Source organism: Pseudomonas sp. GW822-FHT03F04, assembly GCF_058801405.1.
On sequence record NZ_JBXANF010000001.1, the window covers coordinates 277,219 to 301,157 of the forward strand.

20 protein-coding genes are annotated in these 23,939 nt (G+C 62.5%); 6 read left to right on the top strand and 14 right to left on the bottom strand.

Annotated features, from left to right (window positions below):
- The first annotated feature begins 53 nt into the window (after nucleotides 1-53).
- Nucleotides 54-1,895: a dihydroxy-acid dehydratase gene (gene ilvD / locus AC1RMX_RS01280; protein ID WP_493070151.1), complete on the top strand. Its 1,842-nt coding sequence runs from the start codon at nucleotides 54-56 to the stop codon at nucleotides 1,893-1,895.
- Nucleotides 1,896-1,956: 61 nt separating this feature from the next.
- Here the strand turns inward: ilvD and AC1RMX_RS01285 are convergent, their stop codons facing one another.
- Complete coding sequence (locus AC1RMX_RS01285) at nucleotides 1,957-3,018, bottom strand: HAD family hydrolase (RefSeq protein WP_096817534.1); 1,062 nt, start codon at nucleotides 3,016-3,018, stop codon at nucleotides 1,957-1,959.
- A gap of 240 nt (nucleotides 3,019-3,258) precedes the next feature.
- On the opposite strand from AC1RMX_RS01285, the gene AC1RMX_RS01290 reads away from it, so the two are divergent.
- Nucleotides 3,259-4,650 carry an L-cystine transporter gene (locus tag AC1RMX_RS01290; RefSeq protein WP_096817531.1) on the top strand — a complete coding sequence of 464 codons (1,392 nt, stop codon included), beginning with the start codon at nucleotides 3,259-3,261 and terminating at the stop codon, nucleotides 4,648-4,650.
- Nucleotides 4,651-4,690: 40 nt separating this feature from the next.
- Here the strand turns inward: AC1RMX_RS01290 and AC1RMX_RS01295 are convergent, their stop codons facing one another.
- Entirely contained in the window at nucleotides 4,691-5,203 is a 513-nt protein-coding gene (locus AC1RMX_RS01295; RefSeq protein WP_096817529.1) for a dihydrofolate reductase, read from the bottom strand.
- Between the two features lie 85 nt (nucleotides 5,204-5,288).
- On the opposite strand from AC1RMX_RS01295, the gene AC1RMX_RS01300 reads away from it, so the two are divergent.
- Both AC1RMX_RS01300 and AC1RMX_RS01305 read left to right on the top strand, forming a co-directional pair.
- On the top strand, nucleotides 5,289-6,662 hold the full coding sequence (locus tag AC1RMX_RS01300) for a DUF2868 domain-containing protein (protein WP_096817527.1): 1,374 nt from the start codon (nucleotides 5,289-5,291) through the stop codon (nucleotides 6,660-6,662).
- A complete protein-coding gene (locus AC1RMX_RS01305) occupies nucleotides 6,655-8,040 on the top strand; it encodes a GTPase/DUF3482 domain-containing protein (RefSeq protein ID WP_096817525.1) in 1,386 nt (461 codons plus the stop codon). Before AC1RMX_RS01300 ends, AC1RMX_RS01305 begins: the two co-directional genes overlap by 8 nt.
- Here the strand turns inward: AC1RMX_RS01305 and AC1RMX_RS01310 are convergent.
- The 8 genes from AC1RMX_RS01310 to AC1RMX_RS01345 form a co-directional block, all read right to left on the bottom strand.
- The gene (locus AC1RMX_RS01310) at nucleotides 8,037-8,462 is read right to left on the bottom strand and encodes a hypothetical protein (protein ID WP_096817523.1); all 426 of its coding nucleotides are present in this window, start codon (nucleotides 8,460-8,462) and stop codon (nucleotides 8,037-8,039) included. The genes AC1RMX_RS01305 and AC1RMX_RS01310 overlap by 4 nt on opposite strands.
- An 86-nt stretch (nucleotides 8,463-8,548) precedes the next feature.
- Entirely contained in the window at nucleotides 8,549-9,115 is a 567-nt protein-coding gene (locus AC1RMX_RS01315) for a phosphonate degradation HD-domain oxygenase (protein ID WP_493070156.1), read from the bottom strand.
- Nucleotides 9,109-10,278 (bottom strand): TIGR03364 family FAD-dependent oxidoreductase, encoded by a 1,170-nt coding sequence (locus AC1RMX_RS01320; RefSeq protein WP_493070158.1) that lies wholly within the window; start codon nucleotides 10,276-10,278, stop codon nucleotides 9,109-9,111. Before AC1RMX_RS01320 ends, AC1RMX_RS01315 begins: the two co-directional genes overlap by 7 nt.
- A gap of 43 nt (nucleotides 10,279-10,321) precedes the next feature.
- Nucleotides 10,322-11,347 carry a putative 2-aminoethylphosphonate ABC transporter substrate-binding protein gene (locus AC1RMX_RS01325; protein ID WP_096817517.1) on the bottom strand — a complete coding sequence of 342 codons (1,026 nt, stop codon included), beginning with the start codon at nucleotides 11,345-11,347 and terminating at the stop codon, nucleotides 10,322-10,324.
- A gap of 47 nt (nucleotides 11,348-11,394) precedes the next feature.
- On the bottom strand, nucleotides 11,395-13,119 hold the full coding sequence (locus tag AC1RMX_RS01330) for a putative 2-aminoethylphosphonate ABC transporter permease subunit (protein WP_096817515.1): 1,725 nt from the start codon (nucleotides 13,117-13,119) through the stop codon (nucleotides 11,395-11,397).
- Entirely contained in the window at nucleotides 13,119-14,195 is a 1,077-nt protein-coding gene (locus tag AC1RMX_RS01335) for a putative 2-aminoethylphosphonate ABC transporter ATP-binding protein (protein ID WP_007953451.1), read from the bottom strand. The genes AC1RMX_RS01330 and AC1RMX_RS01335 overlap by 1 nt, the downstream gene beginning before the upstream one ends.
- Nucleotides 14,196-14,302: 107 nt before the next feature.
- Nucleotides 14,303-15,166 (bottom strand): LysR family transcriptional regulator, encoded by an 864-nt coding sequence (locus AC1RMX_RS01340; RefSeq protein ID WP_102619666.1) that lies wholly within the window; start codon nucleotides 15,164-15,166, stop codon nucleotides 14,303-14,305.
- A gap of 16 nt (nucleotides 15,167-15,182) precedes the next feature.
- Nucleotides 15,183-17,450 (bottom strand): heavy metal translocating P-type ATPase, encoded by a 2,268-nt coding sequence (locus tag AC1RMX_RS01345; protein WP_493070161.1) that lies wholly within the window; start codon nucleotides 17,448-17,450, stop codon nucleotides 15,183-15,185.
- Nucleotides 17,451-17,534: 84 nt separating this feature from the next.
- Here AC1RMX_RS01345 and cadR point away from each other — a divergent pair, with 84 nt between their 5' ends.
- Nucleotides 17,535-17,984: a Cd(II)/Pb(II)-responsive transcriptional regulator gene (cadR, locus tag AC1RMX_RS01350; RefSeq protein ID WP_007953454.1), complete on the top strand. Its 450-nt coding sequence runs from the start codon at nucleotides 17,535-17,537 to the stop codon at nucleotides 17,982-17,984.
- Nucleotides 17,985-18,043: 59 nt separating this feature from the next.
- Here the strand turns inward: cadR and AC1RMX_RS01355 are convergent, their stop codons facing one another.
- The 3 genes from AC1RMX_RS01355 to AC1RMX_RS01365 form a co-directional block, all read right to left on the bottom strand.
- On the bottom strand, nucleotides 18,044-19,015 hold the full coding sequence (locus AC1RMX_RS01355; protein WP_493070163.1) for a thymidylate synthase: 972 nt from the start codon (nucleotides 19,013-19,015) through the stop codon (nucleotides 18,044-18,046).
- 50 nt (nucleotides 19,016-19,065) lie between these two features.
- Nucleotides 19,066-19,881, bottom strand: a complete 816-nt coding sequence (lgt, locus tag AC1RMX_RS01360; protein WP_096817506.1) for a prolipoprotein diacylglyceryl transferase — start codon at nucleotides 19,879-19,881, stop codon at nucleotides 19,066-19,068.
- A gap of 82 nt (nucleotides 19,882-19,963) precedes the next feature.
- A complete protein-coding gene (locus AC1RMX_RS01365; RefSeq protein ID WP_096817504.1) occupies nucleotides 19,964-20,746 on the bottom strand; it encodes a sulfite exporter TauE/SafE family protein in 783 nt (260 codons plus the stop codon).
- Between the two features lie 130 nt (nucleotides 20,747-20,876).
- On the opposite strand from AC1RMX_RS01365, the gene AC1RMX_RS01370 reads away from it, so the two are divergent.
- Nucleotides 20,877-21,623, top strand: a complete 747-nt coding sequence (locus AC1RMX_RS01370; protein WP_493070166.1) for an NRDE family protein — start codon at nucleotides 20,877-20,879, stop codon at nucleotides 21,621-21,623.
- A 31-nt stretch (nucleotides 21,624-21,654) separates the two neighbouring features.
- On the opposite strand, the gene ptsP is transcribed toward AC1RMX_RS01370, so the two are convergent.
- The gene (gene ptsP, locus AC1RMX_RS01375) at nucleotides 21,655-23,934 is read right to left on the bottom strand and encodes a phosphoenolpyruvate--protein phosphotransferase (protein ID WP_096817498.1); all 2,280 of its coding nucleotides are present in this window, start codon (nucleotides 23,932-23,934) and stop codon (nucleotides 21,655-21,657) included.
- Nucleotides 23,935-23,939: the final 5 nt, after the last annotated feature.

A 23,939-nucleotide genomic window follows, 5' to 3' on the forward strand; every position in this document is an offset into this window, starting at 1 on the left:
CTCACTCCCCTTTTGCACCTGATTAGTAAGTGATTAGCCGCCCGGAGTGCTCCATGCCAGATTACCGTTCGAAAACATCCACCCACGGCCGCAACATGGCCGGCGCCCGCGCACTGTGGCGCGCCACCGGGATGAAAGATGACGACTTCAAGAAGCCGATCATCGCGATTGCCAACTCCTTCACCCAGTTCGTACCGGGCCACGTTCACCTGAAGGACCTGGGCCAACTGGTTGCCCGTGAAATTGAACGCGCCGGTGGCGTGGCGAAAGAATTCAACACCATCGCCGTGGACGACGGCATCGCCATGGGCCACGACGGCATGCTCTATTCGCTGCCGAGCCGCGAGATCATCGCCGACTCCGTCGAGTACATGGTCAACGCCCACTGCGCCGACGCCATCGTCTGCATCTCGAACTGCGACAAGATCACCCCGGGCATGCTGATGGCCGCCCTGCGCCTGAACATTCCGGTGATCTTCGTCTCCGGCGGCCCGATGGAAGCCGGCAAGACCAAACTGGCCAGCCACGGTCTCGACCTCGTCGACGCCATGGTCATCGCCGCCGACTCCAGCGCTTCTGACGAGAAGGTTGCCGAGTACGAGCGCAGCGCCTGCCCGACCTGCGGTTCGTGCTCCGGCATGTTCACCGCCAACTCGATGAACTGCCTGACCGAAGCCCTGGGCCTCGCATTGCCGGGCAACGGTTCGACCCTCGCCACCCACAGTGACCGCGAACAGCTGTTCCTGCAGGCCGGCCGTACCATCGTCGAACTGTGCAAACGCTACTACGGCGAGAACGACGAGTCGGTACTGCCGCGCAACATCGCCAACTTCAAGGCGTTTGAGAACGCGATGATGCTCGACATCGCCATGGGCGGCTCGACCAACACCATCCTGCACCTGCTGGCCGCTGCCCAGGAAGCCGAGATTGCGTTCGACCTGCGCGACATCGATCGCCTGTCGCGCGTAGTGCCACAACTGTGCAAAGTCGCGCCGAACATCCAGAAGTACCACATGGAAGACGTGCACCGCGCCGGCGGCATCTTCAGCATCCTCGGTTCGCTGGCCCGTGGCGGCCTGCTGCACACCGACCTGCCGACCGTGCACAGCCGCAGCATGGAAGAAGCCATCGCCAAGTGGGACATCACCCAGACCGACGATGAAGCCGTGCATCATTTCTTCAAGGCCGGCCCGGCAGGCATTCCGACGCAAACAGCGTTCAGCCAGTCGACCCGTTGGGAAACCCTGGACGACGACCGTGAAAACGGCTGCATCCGCAGCTTCGAGCACGCCTATTCGAAAGAAGGCGGCCTGGCCGTGCTGTACGGCAACATCGCCCTGGACGGCTGCGTGGTGAAAACCGCCGGCGTCGATGAGTCGATCCACGTCTTCGAAGGCAACGCGAAGATCTTCGAAAGCCAGGACAGCGCCGTGCGCGGCATCCTCGCCGACGAAGTGAAGGAAGGCGACATCGTCATCATTCGCTACGAAGGCCCGAAAGGCGGCCCGGGCATGCAGGAAATGCTCTACCCGACGTCGTACCTGAAATCCAAAGGCCTGGGCAAAGCCTGCGCCCTGCTGACCGATGGCCGTTTCTCCGGCGGCACCTCCGGCCTGTCCATCGGCCACGCTTCGCCAGAAGCTGCAGCCGGCGGCGCGATCGGTCTGGTACAGGACGGTGACAAGGTGCTGATCGACATTCCGAACCGCTCGATCAACCTGTTGATCAGCGACGAAGAACTGGCTGCACGCCGGGTCGAGCAGGACAAGAAGGGCTGGAAACCGGTGGAAATACGTCCACGCAAAGTGACCACCGCCCTCAAGGCCTACGCCCTGCTGGCGACCAGCGCCGACAAGGGTGCGGTGCGTAACAAGGCGATGCTCGACGGGCAGTGATACTTAACCGTCGCGCATAAAAATGCCCCGCCAAGTGCGGGGCATTTTTTTGCCTTGAGGATTACTGAATCTCTTCCGGCTTCACGATCACCCAGTTCTTGTCCGCGGTCACCGGCAAACCTTCCTTCGCCTGCGCCGCTGCGTGTTTGGCCATCATGCCGTTGAGCTGGGTCATGTACTTGTCCTTGCGGTTGACCCACAAGTGAATGCCGCCCTTGGCCACGTCAACGCTGTGGAACAGCATGTAGCCGTCGCTGCTCGGGGTGTCACCGCCCACCAGCACCGGTTTTTTCCATTCGTCGATGTAGGTCAGGATCGCCGCGTGCTTGCCGGCCATCCAGGTTGCAGGTGTCCACAGATAAGGCGTCAGTTCCAGGCCAAGGTTGGCCTTCTCGTCATACTTGCCGGCGGTGATCTGCTTGCGTGCTGTGGTCAGTTCGCCGGTTTTCGGGTCCTTGAGCAGCAGCGATACACCGATCACGTTCTGCGGTTTGACGTTGTAGCCGTACTTCGGATCGGCCGCGACCATCCGCACCAGTTCTTCGGAGGCGGCGGTCATCACATAGACCTCGATGCCGTTCTCCATCAGCTTGTTGTAAAGCTCGGCCTGACCGGCGAAGACTTTCGGCGGCTGGACGTCGAGGTTCTTCACCACATCGCCATCGTAATACGTTGCCGGCACCGGTTTGCCCGAGGCCATCAGCTCATCGACGTAGCCCTTGAGTTCCTTGAGGGTGAAACCGGAGAACACCTGCGCGACCCATGGATAGCAGACCATGTCGTCGACTTCGCAGAGGCGGTAGTAGTAGCTGAACAGACTTTCCTTGTGGTCGGCGGTGTCCTTGAACGGCATCAGTTTCAGGGAGGGGTCGAGTTTGTCGCGGGTGATCAGGCCCTTGTTTTCCATGAACGGCAGCAACGACTCTTCGAGGTCGTAGCGGTAGCTGGTGTTGTCCATGTCGAACACCGCGTAGTTACCCTTGTTGGCGTTGGCGGCGATCATCGCGTCCAGCGCCTTGGCCTGATCCGCCGGCCAGTGTTTCAGGTCGGTGGCGAACGCCTGAGTGGCCAGGCCCATCCCCACAGTCAGCGCGACAGCCAGAAATTTCGGTGCAAACTTCATGGACACTTCTCCCTGAGTCAAAGAAATCGACGCTAACAAATAAATGTGACAGTCCTCGTCTGTCAGCGACCGTCCGCGTCCCTTCCGCGCCAGTTGCATCCCCGAGAGCGACACACGCTTATTCCAAAAACGACGGACGACCTTCGATTTCGGTATTAATTCATTGGAAATCAAACTGTTAGGCTTGCCGGTTCGCAACAGCCCCGGAAGGTTGTTGGCACAGTCTTTTCTGGAGTCCTCATGAATCTGCCCCTGATTCTCAACTTGCTGGTGTTCCTCGCCCTGCTCTTCGGTCTGGCACAAACCCGCCACACCTCGTGGAGCCTGGCGAAAAAAGTCCTGCTCGCGCTGGTGCTGGGCGTGGCATTCGGCGTCGCGCTGCACACGATTTACGGTGCCGGCAACCCGGTGCTGAAAGCCTCGATCGGCTGGTTCGATCTGGTCGGCAACGGTTACGTGCAACTGCTGCAAATGATCGTGATCCCGCTGGTGTTCGCCTCGATCCTCAGCGCCGTGGCCCGCCTGCACAACGCTTCGTCGCTGGGCAAGATCAGCTTCCTGACCATCGGCACACTGCTGTTCACCACCGCGATTGCGGCGCTGATCGGCATCGGCTTGACCAATCTGTTCGGCCTGACCGCCGAAGGCCTGGTCGCCGGCACTCAGGAAATGGCCCGTCTGCAAACCATTCAGACCGACTACGCCGGCAAGGTCGCCGACCTGAATGTGCCGCAACTGCTGCTGTCGTTCATCCCGCAGAACCCGTTCGCCGACCTGGCGCGGGCCAAGCCGACCTCGATCATCAGCGTGGTGATTTTCGCCGCATTCCTTGGGGTTGCCGCGCTGCAACTGCTCAAGGATGACATCGAAAAAGGTCAGAAAGTGATCAACGCCATCGACACCCTGCAAGCCTGGGTGATGCGTCTGGTGCGTCTGGTGATGAAGCTGACCCCGTACGGCGTGCTGGCGCTGATGACCAAAGTCGTTGCCGGTTCCAACCTGCAGGACATCATCAAACTCGGCAGTTTTGTGGTGGTGTCGTACCTCGGTCTGGGCCTGATGTTCGTGGTACACGGTCTGCTGGTGTCGGCGGCCGGGATCAACCCGCTGCGCTTCTTCCGCAAGATCTGGCCGGTGCTGACCTTCGCGTTCACCAGTCGCTCCAGCGCCGCGAGCATCCCGCTGAGCATCGAAGCGCAGACCCGTCGTCTGGGCATTCCGCAATCGGTTGCCAGCTTCGCCGCATCGTTCGGTGCGACCATCGGCCAGAACGGCTGCGCCGGTCTGTACCCGGCAATGTTGGCGGTGATGGTTGCGCCAACGGTCGGCATCAACCCGCTGGATCCGCTGTGGATCGCGACGCTGGTGGCGATCGTGACCTTGAGTTCGGCCGGTGTGGCGGGCGTGGGTGGCGGTGCGACTTTCGCGGCACTGATCGTGCTGCCGGCCATGGGCTTGCCGGTTTCGCTGGTGGCGTTGCTGATTTCGGTCGAGCCGCTGATCGACATGGGTCGTACGGCGTTGAACGTGAGTGGTTCGATCACCGCTGGCGCGATTACCAGCCAGGTGATGCAGCAGACCGACAAGGCCCTGCTGGATGCCGATGAGCATGCGGAGCTTGCTCAGGCTTGATTGACGTTGTAGCGAGGGAGCGTGCTCCCTCGCTACAGATTCAGGCTTTTTCCCAGACTTCGAAGTTGTAAGCCGGTTTGTCGCCTTCAGCCGGATTCGGCACGTTCGACACCAGTTTCCACTGGTTCAGATCGAACTCCGGAAACCACGCATCGCCTTCCGGGCTCAGTGCCACACGGGTCAGATACAGACGATCCGCCTGCGCCAGCCCCTGCGCATACAGTTGCGCCCCGCCAATCAGCATCAATTCGTCGACGCCCTGCTCTTTCGCCCACTCTTCGGCGCGAACCACGGCAGCTTCCAGCGACGGATAGACTTCCGCCCCTTCCAGCACCAGATCGGCCTGACGGCTGACCACGATATTCAAACGGCCCGGCAACGGACGACCCAGCGAATCCCAGGTCTTGCGGCCCATGATGATCGGCTTGCCGAGCGTCGTGGCCTTGAAGTATTTGAAGTCCCCCGGCAGGTGCCAGGGCATGCTGTTGTCGACGCCGATCACGCGGTTTTCACCGAGGGCTGCGATCAGGCTGAGGGGGAGTGATTTAGTCATGCCGGCGAGGATACCAGAGCCGCGCTTACCCCGATAAGCGCCACAGCGGTTATGCTCACGGCTCAATCAAGCAACGGGATGCCGCGTGACTGAACTGACTCCACTGCAAAACCTCTGGCTCACCGAAACCGTGCGCCTGCGCGAAGAACACGCAGGCCCGCTGGACGATCTGGAAGCCAATCGCCTGGCCCGCGCGGCCGGCGGCGATCTGCCGAGCCGCATTCAACGCCGGGCCTTGTGGCTGGCCGAGCGCGACGGCCTGACCTCTGCGCTCAAGCACTGGCTGCAAGGCGCCCGTCTGGCGCTGGTGCTGCTGGCGATCTTCGCGGTACTGAGCGGCGCCGGCCTGGCTTTCGCCGCACTGGGCCAGACGCCGGTCAATGTGTTCTGGGCGCTGGGCAGTCTGCTCGGGCTGAACCTGATTCTGCTGTTGAGCTGGGCGTTGGGGCTGATCTTCGCTGGCGAACACGGCGCCACCCTCGGCCGCTTGTGGCTGTGGCTCAGTGAAAAACTCGCTCGCGACGCCAAGGCTGCGCAACTGGCGCCAGCCCTGCTGTTGATGTTGCAACGCCAGAAACTCAATCGCTGGGCGCTCGGCTCGCTGGTCAATGGCCTGTGGTTGCTGGCGATGTTCAGCGCGCTGGTTTTGTTGCTGACGCTGATGGCGACCCGGCGCTACGGTTTCGTCTGGGAAACCACGATTCTCAGTGCCGACACCTTCATCAACATGACCCAGACCCTAGGCGCGTTGCCGGCGCTGCTGGGCTTCAACGTACCGACCGTCGAAATGATCCGCGCCAGCGGCGACACCGCGCTGAACATCGAAAGCGCCCGTCAAGCCTGGGCAACCTGGCTGGTCGGCGTGCTGGTGGTGTACGGCGTGCTGCCGCGTCTGCTGTTGGCGCTGTTTTGCTTCTGGCGCTGGAACAGCGGCAAGGCTGCGTTGCGTCTGGACCTGAACCTCCCCGGCTACGTCCAACTGCGCGAACGCCTGATGCCGACCAGCGAACGCCTCGGCATCACCGACCCAGAACCTGCGCAACTGCACCGCGTTGAAAGCTCAGTCGGCGAACTCGCCAGCGATGGCGCGTTGCTGGTGGCAATCGAACTCGACGATCAACACCCATGGCCGCCGACGCTGCCGAAGAACGTCAGCAACGCCGGCATCCTCGACAGTCGTGAATCACGCAACAAACTGCTCGAACAGCTCAGCCGTTTTCCGCCGGTACGCCTCGCGATTGCCTGCGATCCGAGACGCTCCCCGGATCGCGGCAGCCTTGCGCTGATCGCCGAGCTGGCGCGCAATGCCGCCGCGACCCGAATCTGGCTGTTGCAGGCGCCGCCGGGACAAGGACTGGACGCCGAACGCCTCGGCGACTGGCACGTGGCGCTGCAACAACTCGAACTGCCGTTCGCCGATTGCGCCCCGTTGAACTGGCTGGAGCACGGACATGACTGATGCCTGGAAAGCGCCGCTGAAACTGGCCGTGGTCGGCCACACCAACGTCGGCAAGACTTCGCTGCTACGCACCCTGACCCGCGATGTCGGCTTCGGCGAAGTCTCCCATCGCCCGAGCACCACGCGGCATGTCGAAGGCGCGCGGTTGTCGGTGGATGGCGAACCGTTGCTCGACCTCTATGACACACCGGGTCTGGAAGACGCCATCGCCCTGCTGGATTTTCTCGAGCGCCTGGAACGCCCCGGCGAACGCCTCGACGGCCCGGCGCGGTTGGCGCGGTTTCTCGACGGCAGCGAAGCGCGCCAGCGTTTCGAACAGGAAGCCAAAGTGTTGCGGCAACTGCTCGACTCCGACGCCGGCCTGTATGTGATCGACGCCCGAGAACCGGTGCTGGCCAAGTACCGCGATGAACTGGAGGTGCTGGCCAGTTGCGGCAAGCCGTTGCTACCGGTGTTGAATTTCGTCAGCAGCGCCAACCACCGCGAGCCGGACTGGCGTGAAGCACTGGCGCGCCTGGGACTGCACGCGCTGGTGCGCTTCGACAGCGTCGCCCCGCCCGAGGATGGTGAGCGACGACTGTACGAAAGCCTCGCGTTGTTGCTGGAAAATGCCCGCCCACAACTTGAACGCCTGATCGCCGATCAACAGGCCCAACGCCTCGCCCGCGAACAAAGTGCCGCACGCCTGATCGCCGAATTGTTGATCGACTGCGCCGCGTGCCGGCGCAGCGTGGCGAGCAACGCGGAACAGGAACAACAGGCCATCAGCGAACTGCGCAAGGCCGTGCGCCAACGCGAGCAGAAATGCGTCGAAGCGCTGCTCAAGCTCTACGCCTTCCGACCGCAAGACGCCGCGGCCAGTGATTTGCCGCTGCTCGACGGGCGTTGGGGCGATGACCTGTTCAATCCGGAAACCCTCAAGCAATTGGGGGTGCGAGTCGGCGGCGGGATTGCGGCCGGCGCAGCGGCCGGTGCAGGTGTGGATCTGCTGGTGGGCGGCATCACCCTCGGCGCCGCCGCCCTGGCCGGCGCAATTGCCGGCGGCGCCCTGCAAACCGCCCGCAGCTACGGCAATCGCCTGCTGGGCAAGATCAAGGGACAAAGGGAACTGACGGTCGACGACAACGTGTTGCGCCTGCTGGCGCTGCGTCAGCGGCAACTGTTGCAAGCGCTGAATGCCCGTGGTCATGCGGCGATTGATGCCGTTCAAGTGGCGACGCCACAGGACAAGACCTGGCGCGAAGGCAAGTTGCCGGAGGCGCTGAACATCGCCCGGGCCCACCCGCAATGGTCGTCACTCAATCCGCATCCGAAGCTGAATCAGGCCCAGCGCCAGGAACAGATCGAAGGGTTGGTGGGCAAGGTGCTCGAACTCTAGAGCCAGCCAACCTTGAGGAACTGCTTGACCAGCGCCGTCACGCGGCGGCGATCCGTGCGATTGGCGCGCCCGTCGTTGTCGACGTCCGAACACAGGACAACCTCGAAGCCGCCATCGTTATCCAGGTCGTGGACGGCGGCTTTGTAAGCGATGGTTTCGCCCTGGTGAAAGTGCAGCCTCACTGACTCCGGCGTTCCATCGCTGCCGGGGTTCAGGGCAAAGATCCGTAGATGCCGCGCGTCTTCATCGGCTGCGTTGAACCAGGCGCATTTCAGATAGGTGCTGGAGAAGCTGCGCAGTTGCGCGACTTCACGGGCCGAGGCTTCGCGCCAGTCCTGTTCGCTGTCATGAAAGCGCAGCTGGACACTGTCCCCTGCGCCGCTGCCCGATCGATCCCGGGCAATCACTTTCAAAAAACGCATCCGTGCGCTCCTTCGGCAAAAAAAACAGTCTGTGCCGAAGGGGCAACACGCGCCATGCACCGTTTCCCGGTTTGGCGTAAGAAGGTTCAGCGCGCCTCGCGGGACAGCAACGTGAAAGCCTTGTGCTTCAACACCACAAGATCCATCACCGGCACCGCCATTTCCTTCGCCAGCTCATCCCACTGGCGCATCCGCAAACTCACAGCGCACAACGGATCCCGCTCGAACGCATCGGCTTCAGCCTCCGTCATCACCCCGCCCTGATATTCCAGAGTGCGTCGGCTGGCTTCGCTCAAGCGCTCGTAATAGCCGGTGTCCCTGAGCGTCAAATAGCGCTTGGCCTGGACGTGATATTCCACCAGACGCGCCATGCGTTCGCTGAATCCGGCCTCACGCAAATAATCGGCACCGAGGCGCTCGTGGCTGACGACGCCGTAACCGCCCATGTTCTCCGCACCTTCGGCACACAAATGACCGATGTCATGGAAGAACGCGGCAAGCACCACTTCATCGTCAAAACCTTCGGCGATGGCCAGTTGCGCAGCCTGGGACATGTGCTCGATCTGCGACACCGGTTCGCCGATATAGTCGCTGGCACCAAACCGCTCATAGAGCCCGAACACCCGGTCGATGACTTGCTCGTGACTCAACATCGGTTCTCTCCAAAAAGCTGTGCGACATTGCGCTCGGCCATGGCCGGGCCGACGCTCATGCCGACGCCGCTGTGCATCAGCGCCACACTCAGCCCCGGCGCCGGACGCAGGAACGAAAACGGCCCCGGCCCCCGGGAACCATAGACACCCTGCCAGCGCTCGACCACTTGCACCTTGCAGCCGAGGGTCTGTTCGGCCAGTTCGAGCATCCAGTTGTCGACCTGCTCGGCGTTGAACGGCGACGGATCGCTGCCGTAATGGTGCGAGTCGCCGATGATCAGTTCGCCATACGGCGTCGGGCTGATCAGCAGGTGAATGCCGTTTTCCTGCAAGTGCGGCTGCTCGCGCAGAATCTGCGCCTGCACCGCTGCGGCTTCCGGCAAGTCAGCGAAGGCGCCGTAGTGCACGCAGCTGAGGCCGGTGAGCAAGGCGTGTTGCAGATTCAGGCCGATCTGCGGCCGGGCGCGGAGCATTTGCAGGCGGCAGATCTGCGGGTCGAGGGCGGCAATCGGCTCGGCCAGCAAGGTCTGATAATCGTGGCCGGAACAGACAATGATCTGCTCGGCGGTAAAAGTGCCGGCAGTGCTTTGCAGCCTCCCCGGCTCGACATCGCGCACCAGCGTCGAGAAGCGGAACTCGACGTTGAGTTCGCGACGCAGGTAATCGATCAGCGCCGGAATCGCTTCCCGGGAATACAGTTGTTGATCGTCCATCCCGTGCAGCGCGGCGCGGTGATGACTGAACTGGCCGCCATACAGATCTCGTAATGCACCACCGCGCAACAGGTTGACGCGATAGTCGTGCTCCACGGCGCGCCCGACGCAGAAGGCATCGAGCAAGTGCTCTTCGGCCTCGGTACGGGCGAACAGGTACGAGCCGTTGCGCTTGAGTTGCAGGCCGGCGAGCTGCGCCCACTGACCCCAGATCTCGCGGCTGGCCTTGGCCAGTTCGAGCATCGGGCCCGGTGGCTGACCGGTGACCAGTGCCTGGCCGAAGTTGCGAACCGACGCGCCGAGTGGCGTAGCGGTGCGCTCGAAAACCGTGACTTTGAGACCACGCCGGGCGGCGGCATAGGCGTGGGACAGGCCCAGGATGCCGGCGCCGACGATCAGCAAGTCTTTGTGTTGTGTCATTGAGAGGTGCTCTGAATAAGAGACCGCCATCGCTGACAAGCCAGCGATGGGGCCCTGTCAGTCGATGAAGATTTTACTTGGCGACCACTTTCTCGGACTTGCCGTCATAGCGCTTGCGCCATTCGGTCAGGATCTCGTCGCGGTTCTTCGAGGCCCAGGCAAAGTCGTTCTTGATCAGGCGCTGCTCGTAGTCGGCCGGCAGCTCGGTCTGTGGCTTGGCGATGCCCGGCTGGGCGAGGACGGCGAAGTTTTCCTTGTACAGATCCATCGCCGGGGCGCTGGCGGAGAAGTCAGCCAGTTTCTTCGCAGCCTCTTCGTGCGGCGTGCCTTTGATCACGGCAGTCGCTTCGATCTCCCAGCCCAGGCCTTCCTTCGGCAGGATGATGTCCAGCGGTGCACCCTGGCGTTTCAACTGTACGGCCGGGTATTCGAAGGAAATCCCGATCGGGAATTCGCCAGCGGCCGCCAGTTTGCAAGGCTTGGAACCGGAGTGAACGTATTGGCCGATGTTCTGGTGCAGACCGTCCATGTAAGCCCAGCCCTGCTTCTCGCCGAAGGTTTGCAGCCAGGCGCTGACGTCGAGGAAACCGGTGCCGGACGAGGCCGGGTTCGGCATCACGATCTTGCCTTTGTACTCAGGCTTGGTCAGGTCCTGCCAGCTCACCGGTTTGGTCAGGCCTTGTTTCTCGGCCTCGACAGTGTTGAAGCAAATGGTTGCGGCCCAGACGTCCATGCCGACCCAGGCTGGCGGGTTGGCGGCGTCGCGGTAGTTCGCGCCGATCTTGCCCAGATCCTTCGGCGCATAGCTTTGCAGCATGCCTTGCTGATCGAGGATCGCCAGGCTCGACGCCGCCAGGCCCCACACCGCGTCAGCCTGTGGACGCTCTTTTTCGGCCAGCAGTTTGGCGGTGATGATCCCGGTGGAATCGCGTACCCACTTGATCTCGACGTCCGGGTTGGCCTTTTCGAACGCTTCCTTATAGCTCTTAAGCTGTTCGGCTTCGAGGGCGGTGTACACCGTCAACTCGGTTTTTGCCGCGAAGGCATTCAGGCTGAAAGTAGCGAGCACAGCAGCGGCCAGGGCCATAGGCTTGAACATGATCGTTTTCCTGTAGGTGAGTTGAGGCGATAGGGATAAGTCGTGGATCAGTGGCCGGGCGCCGTTTGCCGCCAGGCCTGGGAACGGCGCAGCAAGCCGCGCGAAGCCCACGCCAGCAGCAAGGACACGCCCGCCGAGGTGAACAGAATCAGGGTCGACATCGCCGCCGCGCCGCCGACGTTGCCAGCGTCATCCATGTTCAGCACCGCCACCGCCGCGAGGATGGTGTCGGGGCTGTAGAGGAAGATCGCCGCCGACACGGTGGTCATGGCCGAGACGAACAGGTAGCGCACGATGTCCAGCAGCGCCGGCAGGCAGATCGGCACGGTGACCTTCAGGTAATGCCGGTACAGCGGCGCCTTGAGCGACAGCGCGGCGGCTTCGAACTCGGCGTCGAGCTGGCGCAGCGCAGTGGTGGCGGTCATCTGCGCAGTGGTCAAATAGTGAGCAATGGTGCAGACGATCAGCAGGGTCATGGTCCCGTACAGCACGTGCAGCGGGTTGCCGGTCAGGTTGAAGAAGAAGACGTAACCCAACCCCAGCACCAGCCCCGGCACCGCCATCGGTACGAAACTGAGCATGCGCAAGGTCAGATTCAGCCCGCGCTGGCTGCGGGTCTTTTCCATCAGGTAGGCGCCGGTGAAGATCAGTACGCTGCCGATCAACGCCGTGCCCAGCGCCATTTTCAAACTGTTGCCATAGGCCAGCCAGCCACCGCCGGCGGTCTCGTTGAACTGATAGTGGTTGAGTGACAGCGACAGGTTGTACGGCCAGAACTTCACCAGCGACGAGAACACCGCCATGCCGAACACCAGCAGCAACGCCGCACTGATCAACAGGACGATGGCCAGATAACAGGCGTCGCGCCTCTTCGACGGCGCCGGTTTGAACACCTGGGCGCGGCCGCTCATGGAGTCGCCGTGACGCCGACGCAGCCAGGCATCGACGCCGAAGCTGAACAGCGCCGGCAGCAGCAGAACCATGCCGATCAACGCGCCGCGACCGAATTGCTGCTGGCCGACCACCGCTTTGTAGGCTTCCAGCGCCAGCACCTGATAGTCGCCACCGACCACCACCGGCACACCGAAATCAGTAATGGTCAGGGTGAACACCAGACAGAACGCGGCGAACACAGCCTGGCGGGTTGCCGGCCAAGTGATGCTGCGGAAGGCTTTCGCAGGGCTCGCGCCCATGCTCGACGCGGCGTCGAACAGTCGTGCATCCGCCAGCGACAGGGCTGACAGCAAAATCATCAAGGCGTGTGGGAAGGTGTAGATCACCTCACCCAGAACAATGCCCCAGAAACCGTAGATGTTGTCCGACAGCAGCCCGCGCAACATGCCCTGATTGCCGAACAGATAGACCAAGGCAATCCCCGGCAACATCGAGGGCGCCATCAGCGGCAGCAGGGAAATCCCGCGCCAGATGCCTTTTGCTGGAATCAACGTGCGCTGCAAGGCGTAGGCAAACAGGTAGGCCAGCGGTACGACGATCGCCGCGACGCTGAGGGAAACCTTCAGGCTGTTACCGAGCAGCCAGTGGAAATTGTCGCTGGTCACCAGTTCCTTCGCCGCCAGCCAGCCACCACCCTGCCCGGCTTCGCTGCTGAAACCGCGCCAGAAGATCGCCAGCAACGGTAACAGCACCGCCACACCGAGCAGCACCAGCAGCAGGAGTTTGCCGCCGAGGACGAAGATCCGGTCGCCGACCTCGGCCCCGGACACCTGCCGCGCCTGCTTTTGCGGTAGCGGCAGTGCGAGGTTGCTGTTCATCAGGCAAACACCTGCAGGCTGCGTGGCGGCAAGGCGACCATGATTTGCTGGGCGCCGAGACGTGGCATGGCTTCCGGTGCCAGTTCGGCGAGCAAGGCGTGACCGGGTAACTGATCGAGTTCGAAGCTCATGCGGCAGCGGTTGCCGAGGAAAGTGATCTCGCGGACCTTGGCCGGGAACAGGTTTTCTTCGTGCACCAGCGGATTGACGTTGATCGCTTCCGGACGGCAGAACAGTCGGCCCGACGGACTATGGACGCTGCCATCGGCCAGGCGCAGGTTCATCCCGCCGACCTTGGCGTGGCTGTCGCTGCTGCGCTGGAACGGCAGCCAGTTGCCCTGGCCGACGAACTCGGCCACAAATGGCGTGGCCGGGCGGTTGTAGATTTCCTGCGGGGTGGCGTACTGCTCGACCTTGCCGTTGTTCATCACGGCGATGCGGTCGGCCATCAGCATGGCTTCGTCCTGATTGTGGGTGACCATCAGGGTGGTGATGCCGAGGTTGCGTTGCAGTTGGCGCAACTCGGTGCACAGATGCTCGCGAACCCGGGCGTCGAGGGCTGACATCGGTTCGTCGAGCAGCAACAACGACGGCGCGGGGGCCAGGGCTCGGGCCAGTGCAACTCGTTGCTGCTGGCCGCCGGACAACTGGCCCGGGTACTTTTTCTCACTGCCAGTGAGGCCGACCAGTTCCAGCATCTGACCGACGCGACGGCGCACTTCATCGCGACCACTGCCGGCGAGGCCGTAGGCAATGTTCGCCTCGACGGTCAGATTCGGGAACAGCGCGTAGGACTGGAACAGGATGCCGTAGTCCCGAGCCTGCGGGGCGAGGTGGGAAACGTCGCGCTCGCCGAGGTACAACTCGCCGCTGTCCTGCTTCTCCAAACCGGCGATGCAGCGCAACAGCGTGGTCTTGCCACAGCCCGACGGGCCGAGCAGGCACACCAGCTCACCGGCCGCGACATCGAGGGAGACGTTATCCAGCGCGGTGAAGGCGCCGAAGCGCTTCTGCACGCCGCGCACTTTCATCGGGGCGCCGGGGTTGGTCAGGGCAGTTGCGATTGCAGGGTTCATGGACAGACCTCATCAAGCAGATGAGGCAAATCCTAGAGTTGTAATGCGTCGGTCATATGGCAGTAAGGCAAAAACGACCGATAGTGGTATTCAGGGATTTGGGTTGATCAGGCCGGGGACATTTCCTGCGCCAGCCCGAGAAACGCCGCCGGCAACCGGGCGTTCTTGCGTTCCTTGAGGCAGTAGAGGTATTCGGGAATCTGCGGCGCATTCTCCAGGGTCAGCACCCGCAACTGCGGATCATGCGGCACTTCCTGTCGGGCGATGATGCTGATGCCGATGTTGCGCAGCACCGCTTCGCGGATCGATTCACGGCTGCCGATCTCCAGCAACGGGCCGAAACTGACCCCGGCACCGGCCAGCAATTCTTCGGTCAAGCGACGGGTGGTCGAACCCGGTTCACGCATCAACAGGGTATGCCCGGCCAGTGCACTCAGCGTCACATGGTCATGCGCCGCCAGCGGATGATTACGATGCACCGCCAGCACCAGCGGATCGCTTCCAAGCACCCGGCGGATCAGCCGCGCATCGTCGAGCAATTGCGACGATGCCGCGACATCCACCCGGTAATCCTCCAGCGCTTCGAGCACTTGCTGCGAGTTGCCGATTTCCACCGACACTTCCACCTGCGGCAGCCGTTCGCGGAAGGTCTTCACCAGATCGAGGATGTAATACGGCGCGGTGGCGGCGATGCGCAGGGTGCCCTGAACCTGACCACTGTTGCGCAGGAAGAACTCGATATCGGCCTCCTGCTGCAACAGCGCCTTGACCATCGGCAACAGCCGCGCACCTTCATCGCTGACACTCAGGCGCCGGCCGCCACGGTAGAACAGTTCCACCGAGTACTGACTTTCCAGATTACGGATCTGGGTGGTCACGGTCGGTTGACTGAGGCCGAGCTTTTTCGCCGCCAGCGTGATGCTGCCCAGGCGGGCCACCATGTAAAACGCTTTCAGCTCGGCACTCAGCACAACCGCCCCTCTTCCTCTATTTGCGCAACAGGCGCAAACCGTTGAACACCACCAGCAGGCTCACGCCCATGTCAGCGAACACCGCCATCCACATGGTGGCGAGCCCGGCGAAGGTTACCCCAAGAAAGATAGCCTTGATCACCAATGCCAACGCAATGTTCTGTTTCAGGATGCTGGCCGTGTTGCGGGACAAACGGATGAACGCCGGAATCTTGCGCAGATCGTCGTCCATCAGGGCGACATCGGCGGTTTCAATAGCCGTATCGGTGCCAGCCGCCGCCATCGCAAAACCGATCTCCGCCCGAGCCAGTGCCGGCGCATCGTTGATACCGTCGCCGACCATGCCGACCCGACGGCCCTGCGCATACAGGTCTTCGATGGCTTGCAGTTTGTCGGTGGGCAGCAAGTCGCCCTTGGCCTGATCGATCCCGACCTGCGCCGCAATGGCCTGCGCGGTGTGGACGTTGTCGCCGGTGAGCATCAGGGTTTTCACGCCCAGATCGTGCAGCTGGCGAATCGCTTCGCGGCTAGTTTCCTTGACTGTGTCGGCCACGGCAAACAATGCCAGCGGGCCGGAACGGTCGAGCAGCAGCACCACGGACTTGCCCTGTTTTTCCAGCGCGAACAGTTTTTCTTCCAGTTGCGGCGAGCAAAGGCCCAGTTCTTCCACCAAACGATGGTTGCCCAGGTGGTAGGCCTGGCCGTTGACCTCACCCTTCACACCACGCCCGGCCAGCGCTTCGAAGTTATCCACAACCAGCGTCGCGAAACCTTTATCCACAGCGGCATTGGCGATAGCCAGCGACACCGGGTGATCGGAACGCCCGGCCAGCGCGGCGGCAATCGCCGGCGCCGTGGCGTCGGCGGTCGGATCGAGGGACAGGTAGTCGGTCTGCACCGGTTTGCCGTGGGTGATGGTGCCGGTCTTGTCGAGGGCCAGATAGTCGAGTTTGAAACCGCCCTCCAGGTACACGCCGCCTTTGACCAGAATGCCTTTGCGCGCCGCTGCGGCGAGGCCACTGACGATGGTCACCGGGGTGGAAATCACCAGTGCGCACGGGCACGCGACGACCAGCAGCACCAGCGCGCGGTAGATCCAGTCGAACCACGCGGCGCCCATGAACAGCGGCGGGATGATCGCCACGGCCAGGGCCAGGACGAAGACCACCGGGGTGTAGATTTTCGAGAACTGATCGACGAAGCGCTGGGTCGGCGCCCGCGCGCCTTGCGCCTGTTCCACGGCGTGGATGATTCGCGCCAGGGTGGAATTGTTCGCCGCTGCCGTCACCGCATACTCCAGCGAACCGGCCTGGTTGATGGTGCCGGCGAACACTTTGTCGCCGACGGTTTTTTCCACGGGCAGGCTTTCGCCGGTGATCGGCGCCTGATCGATAGTCGAGCTACCGCTCACGACTTCACCGTCCAGTGCGATGCGCTCGCCCGGTTTCACTCGCACACGAGCACCAAGTTCGATGCTTTTCACATCCAGTTCGACCCAGTTGCCGTCAGCCTGCAACACAGTCGCCTGCTCTGGCGTCATCTGCATCAAACCGCTGATGGCGTTGCGCGCGCGGTCCAGCGAGCGCGCTTCGATCAGCTCGGCCACGGTGAACAGGAACATCACCATCGCCGCTTCCGGCCATTGGCCGATCAACACGGCGCCGGTCACGGCGATGCTCATCAGGGCGTTGATGTTGAGGTTGCGGTTCTTCAGGGCGATCCAGCCCTTCTTGTAGGTGGTGAGGCCGCCGCTGAGGATCGAGATCAGCGCGATGATCGCCACCACCCAGGTCGGCGCGGCGCTGGTGAAGTGGATCACTTCGGCAGCGAGCGCACCGACGCCGGACAGCGCCAGCGGCCACCAGTGTTTTTTCACCGGGGCGGCGGCCGGGGAATCAACGCCCGCCTCGAGCGGCTCGGCCTGCATGCCGAGGGATTTGATCGCGTCGATGATCGGCGCGGTGTCCGGCAGATTGTGGGTCACGCCGAGCACGCGGTTGATCAGGTTGAATTCCAGCTGCTGGATCCCGGCGAGTTTGCCGAGTTTGTTCTGGATCAGCGTCTGCTCGGTCGGGCAGTCCATCGCCTCGATGCGGAAACTGCTCAGCCGGGCGTCGGCGCTTTTCGCCTCGCTCAGTTGTACCAGCGCCGGCGCAGCGGCTTTCGACGAACAGCAGGAATCGCCGCCGTGGGAATGCTTATGCACAGGCTGCAATTTATGACTGTGATCGTGCCCGTCGCCCGGTTTGTGGGTGTGAGGGTGGGTGTGCTGGGAATCGCTCATTGGTCGCGTCCATGAAGGTGCCTGTTGCCAAGTAAAGACCCTGTAGCCACTATAGGGTCAAGCACCCTTTTGGAGATCGCTGTCATGAAGATCGGAGAACTGGCGAAACAGACCGATTGCGCCGTGGAAACCATCCGCTACTACGAGCGCGAAAACCTGCTGCCGGAACCGGCCCGCAGTGACGGCAACTACCGCGTCTACACCCAGGCCCACGCCGAGCGCCTGACGTTCATCCGCAACTGCCGCACCCTCGACATGACCCTCGAAGAAATCCGCAGCCTGCTCGCCTTGCGCGACAGCCCGCAGGATCAGTGCGAAAGCGTGAATGCGCTGATCGACGAGCACATCCAGCACGTCAAGGCGCGAATCGATGGGTTGTTGGCGTTGCAGACGCAATTGCTCGACCTGCGCCAGCGTTGTGGCGAAGGGCCGGAAGCGGATCAGTGCGGGATCCTGCAGCGGCTGGAAGTGAGTGGCGGAGTTGTGGCAGCGGAGGTTGAGCATTCGCATGTGGGCCGCAGTCACGGCCATTAAGAACGCCAGAAACGACTGAGGGAGCCATTTGGCTCCCTCAGTGTTTAGTCACTCGTGCTTCAGACCGCCATCGGCGCGGTCATCGGCGCATGGTGCTCGTAGCCTTCCAGCGAGAAGTCGCTCGGTTCTACAAGCTCCAGCCATTCCGGCTGGTACACGCCTGTCTTGGCAAACTCCGGCACGCGATCCGAAATCTTCAGCTTCGGCATGGCGAACGGCTCGCGCTTGAGCTGTTCGTTGAGCATGTCGAGGTGGTTCTCGTAGACGTGGGCGTCGCCGATGAAATAGGTGAACCAGCGCGGCGTATAACCGGTCAGGCGACCGATCAGGCTCAGCAGTGCAGCGCCTTCGGTGAGGTTGAACGGCGTGCCCAGACCCAGGTCGTTGGAGCGGATGTAGAGGGTCAGAGAGATCTCTTTGGTCTCGACATTCGGGTGGAACTGATACAGCAGATGGCACGGCGGCAAGGCCATTTCATCGAGCTGGGCGCAGTTCCAGCCGTGGAACAGGATGCGGCGACTGCCCGGATCCTTGATGATCGTGTCGACGCACTGGCGCACCTGATCGATGGCTTTATACAGCACCACGTAGGCCTGGCCGTCTTCTTCGCCCTGGGCAATCTGCTTGTAGCCGTTGCTCAGGGTTTGTTCGATGGCGGCGGTGTTGCTCAGCGGGATCTGCTTGTACGCCGGCCATTTGCGCCATTGCACGCCGTAGATTTCGCCGAGGTCGTCTTCGCCCTGGCGGAACGGGTTGGCCACCCACTGGGCGTTTTCGTTGGCGTTCTGATCCCAGACCTTGCAGCCCAGCGCACGGAATTCCGCAGCATTGTTCACGCCACGCAGAAAGCCGCACATCTCGCCGATGGCCGATTTGAAGGCCATCTTGCGGGTGGTGATCGCCGGGAAACCTTCCTGCAGATCGAAGCGCAGCATCGCGCCCGGAAAGCTGATGGTGTTCACGCCGGTACGGTTGGCCTGTTTGGTGCCGTTGTTGATGACGTGCGACACCAGATCGAGATATTGCTTCATGAGTTACCTGTGTCCTTGAGCCCCGGCCAACCGCGCCGGGGTTCGAATATTTAAGCCGTCGGTGCAACCGGTGCCGCCGGGGCACGACGGTAGGCCAGCCAGATCAGGAACAGCCCGCCGATGATCATCGGTACACACAGTACCTGACCCATGGTCAGCCAGTTCCAGGCGAGGTAGCCCAGTTGCGCGTCCGGCACGCGGACGAATTCGACGATGAAACGGAAGATGCCATAGAACAGCGCGAACATGCCCGAGACCGCCATGGTCGGGCGCGGCTTGCGCGAGAACAGCCAGAGGATCAGGAACAGCGCGACGCCTTCGAGCGCGAACTGGTACAGCTGCGACGGGTGACGCGGCAGTTGCGCCGGGTCGCTGAACGGCGGGAACACCATGGCCCACGGCACGTCGGTGGCCTTGCCCCACAGCTCGGCGTTGATGAAGTTGCCGATGCGCCCGGCGCCCAGACCGATCGGCACCATCGGCGCGACGAAGTCCATCAACTGGAAGAACGACTTGCCGTTACGCTTGCCGAACCACAACGCCGCCAGCATCACGCCGATGAAGCCACCGTGGAACGACATGCCGCCCTTCCACACTTCGAAAATCAGCGTCGGGTTGGCGATGTAGGCGCTCAGATCGTAGAACAGCACATAGCCCAGTCGCCCGCCGACAATCACGCCCATCGACAGCCAGAACACCAGATCGGAGAGTTTCTCCTTGGTCCAGGTCGGATCGAAACGGTTGAGCCGGCGCGACGCCAGCAGCCACGCACCGCCAATGCCGACCAGATACATCAGGCCGTACCAGTGGATTTTCAGCGGACCGATGGCCAGGGCCACCGGGTCGATCTGCGGGTAAGGCAGCATTGCGACTCCTCGTTAGAGTTCAAATCTTCAAAATTCCCGGGCGACGCTGCCACCTCAGGATTAAGCCAGGATTGTGGCCTGCTCAGAACAAAAAGCTCAGCCCCACGCAGAACAGCAAAGCGGCGAACAGCCGTTTCAGCAACTTCGGCGACAACTTGTGCGCCAGCCGCGCGCCGAGACGGGCGAACACCATGCTGGTCAGCGCAATGCCCAGCAGCGCCGGCAGATACACAAACCCGAGACTATGGGCCGGCAGCAACGGATCATGCCAGCCCAGAATCATGAAACTTATTGCACTTGCCACGGCAATCGGCAGGCCACAGGCCGACGATGTCGCCACCGCCTGCTGCATCGGCACGCTGCGCCAGGTCAGGAACGGCACGGTCAGCGAGCCACCGCCAATCCCGAAAATCGCCGACGCCCAGCCGATCACACTGCCGGCCATGGTCAGACCGAGTTTGCCTGGCACCGTTCGGCTGGCCTTGGGTTTGACGTCCAGCGCCAACTGCGCCGCGATCACCAGGGCGAATACACCGATGATTTTCTGCAGATTGGGCCCGGAGATCGCTTCGGCCGTCAGCGCGCCGAAACCGGCGCCAAGCAGGATCCCGACGGTCATCCACTTGAAGATCGGCCAACGCACCGCCCCGCGTCGATGATGTTCACGCACGGCGTTGACCGAGGTGAAGATGATCGTCGCCAGCGACGTGCCGACGGCCAGGTGGGTCAGGATCGACGGATCGAAGCCCTGCAAGGTGAAACTGAACACCAGCACCGGAACGATGATGATCCCGCCGCCAACCCCGAACAGCCCGGCCAGCACGCCTGCACAGGCACCCAGCGCCAGATAGAGCAGAAATTCCATGACTGCCTCCAGAGGCGCATCCCAAAACCGGAGCGGCATGGTAACGGATGCATGGCCTTCGGCTCCACTGGCGATGGATGCACGGACGATGTCTGCGTAGAGTGGGCAGAAAACACACAAGGACCACCTTATGTGCCTGATCGTTTTCGCTTGGCGGCCGGGGCATGCCCAGCCGCTGATCGTCGCGGCCAACCGTGACGAGTTCTACGCCCGGCCCAGCCTGCCGCTGGCCCAGTGGCCGGAAGCGCCGCACGTCCATGCCGGACGGGATCTGGAAGCCGGAGGCACCTGGCTCGGCCTCGGCGCCAATGGACGTTTTGCCGCACTGACCAACATCCGCGATCCGCATCAGCCACCGGCCCGACGTTCTCGGGGCGAGTTGGTGGCGGGGTTTCTGACCGGAAACCTGTCGATCGATGACTATTTGTCCGACGTTGTCGCCCGTTCGCCGGAGTATGCCGGGTTCAATCTGCTGCTGGGCAATGCTCATGAGCTGTGGCATTTCAACGCCCGGTCTTCGGAACCGGTGATGTTGCAGCCGGGCCTCTACGGGCTTTCAAACGCCGGGCTGGATACGCCGTGGCCGAAACTGCTCAAGGCCAAGGCTGCATTGAATGCGGTGCTGGATGATCCACAACCCGAGCAGTTGCTTGCGCTGCTGGGCGATGCGCAGACCGCGCCGTTTGCCGAACTGCCGGACACCGGCGTGGGCCTGGCGACCGAGTCGTTGTTGTCGAGTGTGTTTATTGCCAGCCAGAGCTATGGAACCCGAGCGAGTACGGCGATGATTGTGCAGGCCGACGGGACGCGGCGGATGGTGGAGCGTAGTTTCGGGCCGTATGGTGGGCACTTGGGGGAAGTGGAAATCAACCTCTGAAGATCGCAGCCCGAAGGCTGCGATCCTGTGCTCAGAGAGGTTTGGCCGCCGCTGGACTGACCATCTTCGCCAATCCGAGGTTCTTCAGCGCCAACTGCAGCGAGCTGTGGATAACTTGCGGGTTATCGATAGTCATCAGTTCCGCCAGCAGATCCCTGGCTTTGCTCAGGTTGATCTGACGCAGCATCCACTTCACCTTCGGCAAGTTGGTGGCGTTCATCGACAGGCTGTCGAAGCCCATCGCCATCAACAGCACCGCGGCCGCCGGGTCACCGGCCATCTCGCCGCAGATGCTCACCGGCTTGCCTTCGGCATGGGCGTCGCGCACCACGGTTTGCAGGGCTTGCAGCACCGCCGGGTGTAGGTAGTCGTAGAGATCGGCCACCCGTGGGTTGTTGCGGTCCACGGCCAGCAGGTACTGGGTCAGGTCGTTGGAGCCGACCGACAGGAAGTCCACCATCCGCGCCAGTTCCTTGGTCTGGTAGACCGCCGCAGGAATTTCAATCATCACGCCCACCGGCGGCATCGGCACGTCGGTGCCTTCGTCGCGCACTTCGCCCCAGGCACGGTGAATCAGGTGCAGCGCCTCTTCGAGCTCGTGGATGCCGGAGATCATCGGCAGCAGGATCCGCAGGTTGTTCAGGCCTTCGCTGGCCTTGAGCATCGCGCGGGTCTGCACCAGGAAGATTTCCGGGTGGTCGAGGGTGACGCGGATCCCGCGCCAGCCGAGGAACGGGTTGTCTTCCTTGATCGGGAAGTACGACAGCGACTTGTCCCCGCCGATGTCCAGGCTGCGCATGGTCACCGGTTGCGGGTGGAACGCGGCAAGCTGCTCACGGTAGATCGCCAGTTGTTCCTTCTCGCTCGGGAAACGCTGGTTGATCATGAACGGCACTTCGGTGCGGTACAGACCGACGCCTTCGGCGCCACGTTTCTGCGCCCGCGCCACGTCCGCCAGCAGGCCGGTGTTGACCCACAGCGGCATGCGGTGGCCATCGAGGGTCACGCACGGCAGGTCGCGCAGGGTATCGAGGCCCAGCGCCAGTTGTTTCTCTTCTTCCACCACGTCGGCGAATTGCTTGCGCAACACTTCGCTGGGGTTGGTGTAGACATCGCCCTTGGTGCCATCGACGATCATGTCGATGCCGTCGACCTTGGCATACGGCAGGTCGACCAGACCCATGACCGTCGGGATGCCCATGGCCCGGGCCAGGATCGCGACGTGGGAGTTGCCCGAACCGAGTACCGAGACCAGACCGACCAGCGTGCCTTCCGGCACCTCGCCGAGCATTGCCGGCGTCAGTTCTTCGCTGACCAGAATGGTTTTTTCCGGGTAGACCAGGTTCTGCTGACGCTCCTCCTGCAAGTAGGCGAGCAGACGACGGCCCAGGTCCTTGACGTCCGACGCCCGCTCACGCAGGTATTCATCGTCCATCAATTCGAAACGGTTGACGTGATCGGTGACCACCTGACGCAACGCGCCCTGGGCCCACTGGCCGGTCTTGATCACGGTGGTGATTTCGCTGCCCAGCGAGGCATCGTCGAGCATCATCAGGTAGACGTCGAACAGCGCGCGCTCTTCCGGACGCAACTGGGTCGCCAGTTTGGCCGACAAGGCACGCATGTCGGCGCGCACGCCTTCGATGGCGGTCTTGAACAGCTCCAGCTCGGCATCGATGTCGTCGATGTGCTTGTCCGGCACCACGTCCAGATCCGCCGGCGGCAACATGACCACCGCCGTACCGACCGCTGCGCCCGGCGAACCCGGTACGCCGACGAACTTGGCTTCCTGGATGCCCTTGCCCTGACGGCCCAGACCACGGATCGACCCGGTGGCCTCGGCGTGAGCGATTACGCCAGCGAGCTGCGCGCTCATGGTCACGAGGAAGGCTTCTTCACCTTCATCGAACTGGCGGCGTTCTTTCTGCTGGATGACCAACACGCCGACGACGCGGCGGTGGTGAATGATCGGCGCCCCGAGGAACGAGGCGTAGCGCTCCTCGCCGGTTTCGGCGAAGTAGCGGTAGCGCGGGTGATCCGCGGCGTTTTCGAGGTTCAGGGGTTCTTCACGCGTGCCGACCAGGCCGACCAGACCTTCGTTGGGTGCCATGCTGACCTTGCCGATCGAGCGCTTGTTCAAGCCCTCGGTGGCCATCAGGACGAAGCGGTTGGTCTCGGGATCAAGCAGGTAGACCGAGCAGACCTGGCTGCCCATGGCCTCTTTGACGCGCAATACAATAATCCCCAACGCCGCCTTGAGATCCTTGGCGGAGTTAACTTCCTGGACGATCTTGCGCAGCGTATTGAGCATGGCTC

Coding starts and splice junctions, on each gene's coding strand:
- ilvD (WP_493070151.1), top strand. CDS start 54: ATGCCAGATTACCGTTCGAAAACATCCACCCACGGCCGCAACATGGCC.
- AC1RMX_RS01285 (WP_096817534.1), bottom strand. CDS start 3,018: ATGAAGTTTGCACCGAAATTTCTGGCTGTCGCGCTGACTGTGGGGATG.
- AC1RMX_RS01290 (WP_096817531.1), top strand. CDS start 3,259: ATGAATCTGCCCCTGATTCTCAACTTGCTGGTGTTCCTCGCCCTGCTC.
- AC1RMX_RS01295 (WP_096817529.1), bottom strand. CDS start 5,203: ATGACTAAATCACTCCCCCTCAGCCTGATCGCAGCCCTCGGTGAAAAC.
- AC1RMX_RS01305 (WP_096817525.1), top strand. CDS start 6,655: ATGACTGATGCCTGGAAAGCGCCGCTGAAACTGGCCGTGGTCGGCCAC.
- AC1RMX_RS01310 (WP_096817523.1), bottom strand. CDS start 8,462: ATGCGTTTTTTGAAAGTGATTGCCCGGGATCGATCGGGCAGCGGCGCA.
- AC1RMX_RS01315 (WP_493070156.1), bottom strand. CDS start 9,115: ATGTTGAGTCACGAGCAAGTCATCGACCGGGTGTTCGGGCTCTATGAG.
- AC1RMX_RS01320 (WP_493070158.1), bottom strand. CDS start 10,278: ATGGCGGTCTCTTATTCAGAGCACCTCTCAATGACACAACACAAAGAC.
- AC1RMX_RS01325 (WP_096817517.1), bottom strand. CDS start 11,347: ATGTTCAAGCCTATGGCCCTGGCCGCTGCTGTGCTCGCTACTTTCAGC.
- AC1RMX_RS01330 (WP_096817515.1), bottom strand. CDS start 13,119: ATGAACAGCAACCTCGCACTGCCGCTACCGCAAAAGCAGGCGCGGCAG.
- AC1RMX_RS01335 (WP_007953451.1), bottom strand. CDS start 14,195: ATGAACCCTGCAATCGCAACTGCCCTGACCAACCCCGGCGCCCCGATG.
- AC1RMX_RS01345 (WP_493070161.1), bottom strand. CDS start 17,450: ATGAGCGATTCCCAGCACACCCACCCTCACACCCACAAACCGGGCGAC.
- cadR (WP_007953454.1), top strand. CDS start 17,535: ATGAAGATCGGAGAACTGGCGAAACAGACCGATTGCGCCGTGGAAACC.
- AC1RMX_RS01355 (WP_493070163.1), bottom strand. CDS start 19,015: ATGAAGCAATATCTCGATCTGGTGTCGCACGTCATCAACAACGGCACC.
- lgt (WP_096817506.1), bottom strand. CDS start 19,881: ATGCTGCCTTACCCGCAGATCGACCCGGTGGCCCTGGCCATCGGTCCG.
- AC1RMX_RS01365 (WP_096817504.1), bottom strand. CDS start 20,746: ATGGAATTTCTGCTCTATCTGGCGCTGGGTGCCTGTGCAGGCGTGCTG.
- AC1RMX_RS01370 (WP_493070166.1), top strand. CDS start 20,877: ATGTGCCTGATCGTTTTCGCTTGGCGGCCGGGGCATGCCCAGCCGCTG.
- ptsP (WP_096817498.1), bottom strand. CDS start 23,934: ATGCTCAATACGCTGCGCAAGATCGTCCAGGAAGTTAACTCCGCCAAG.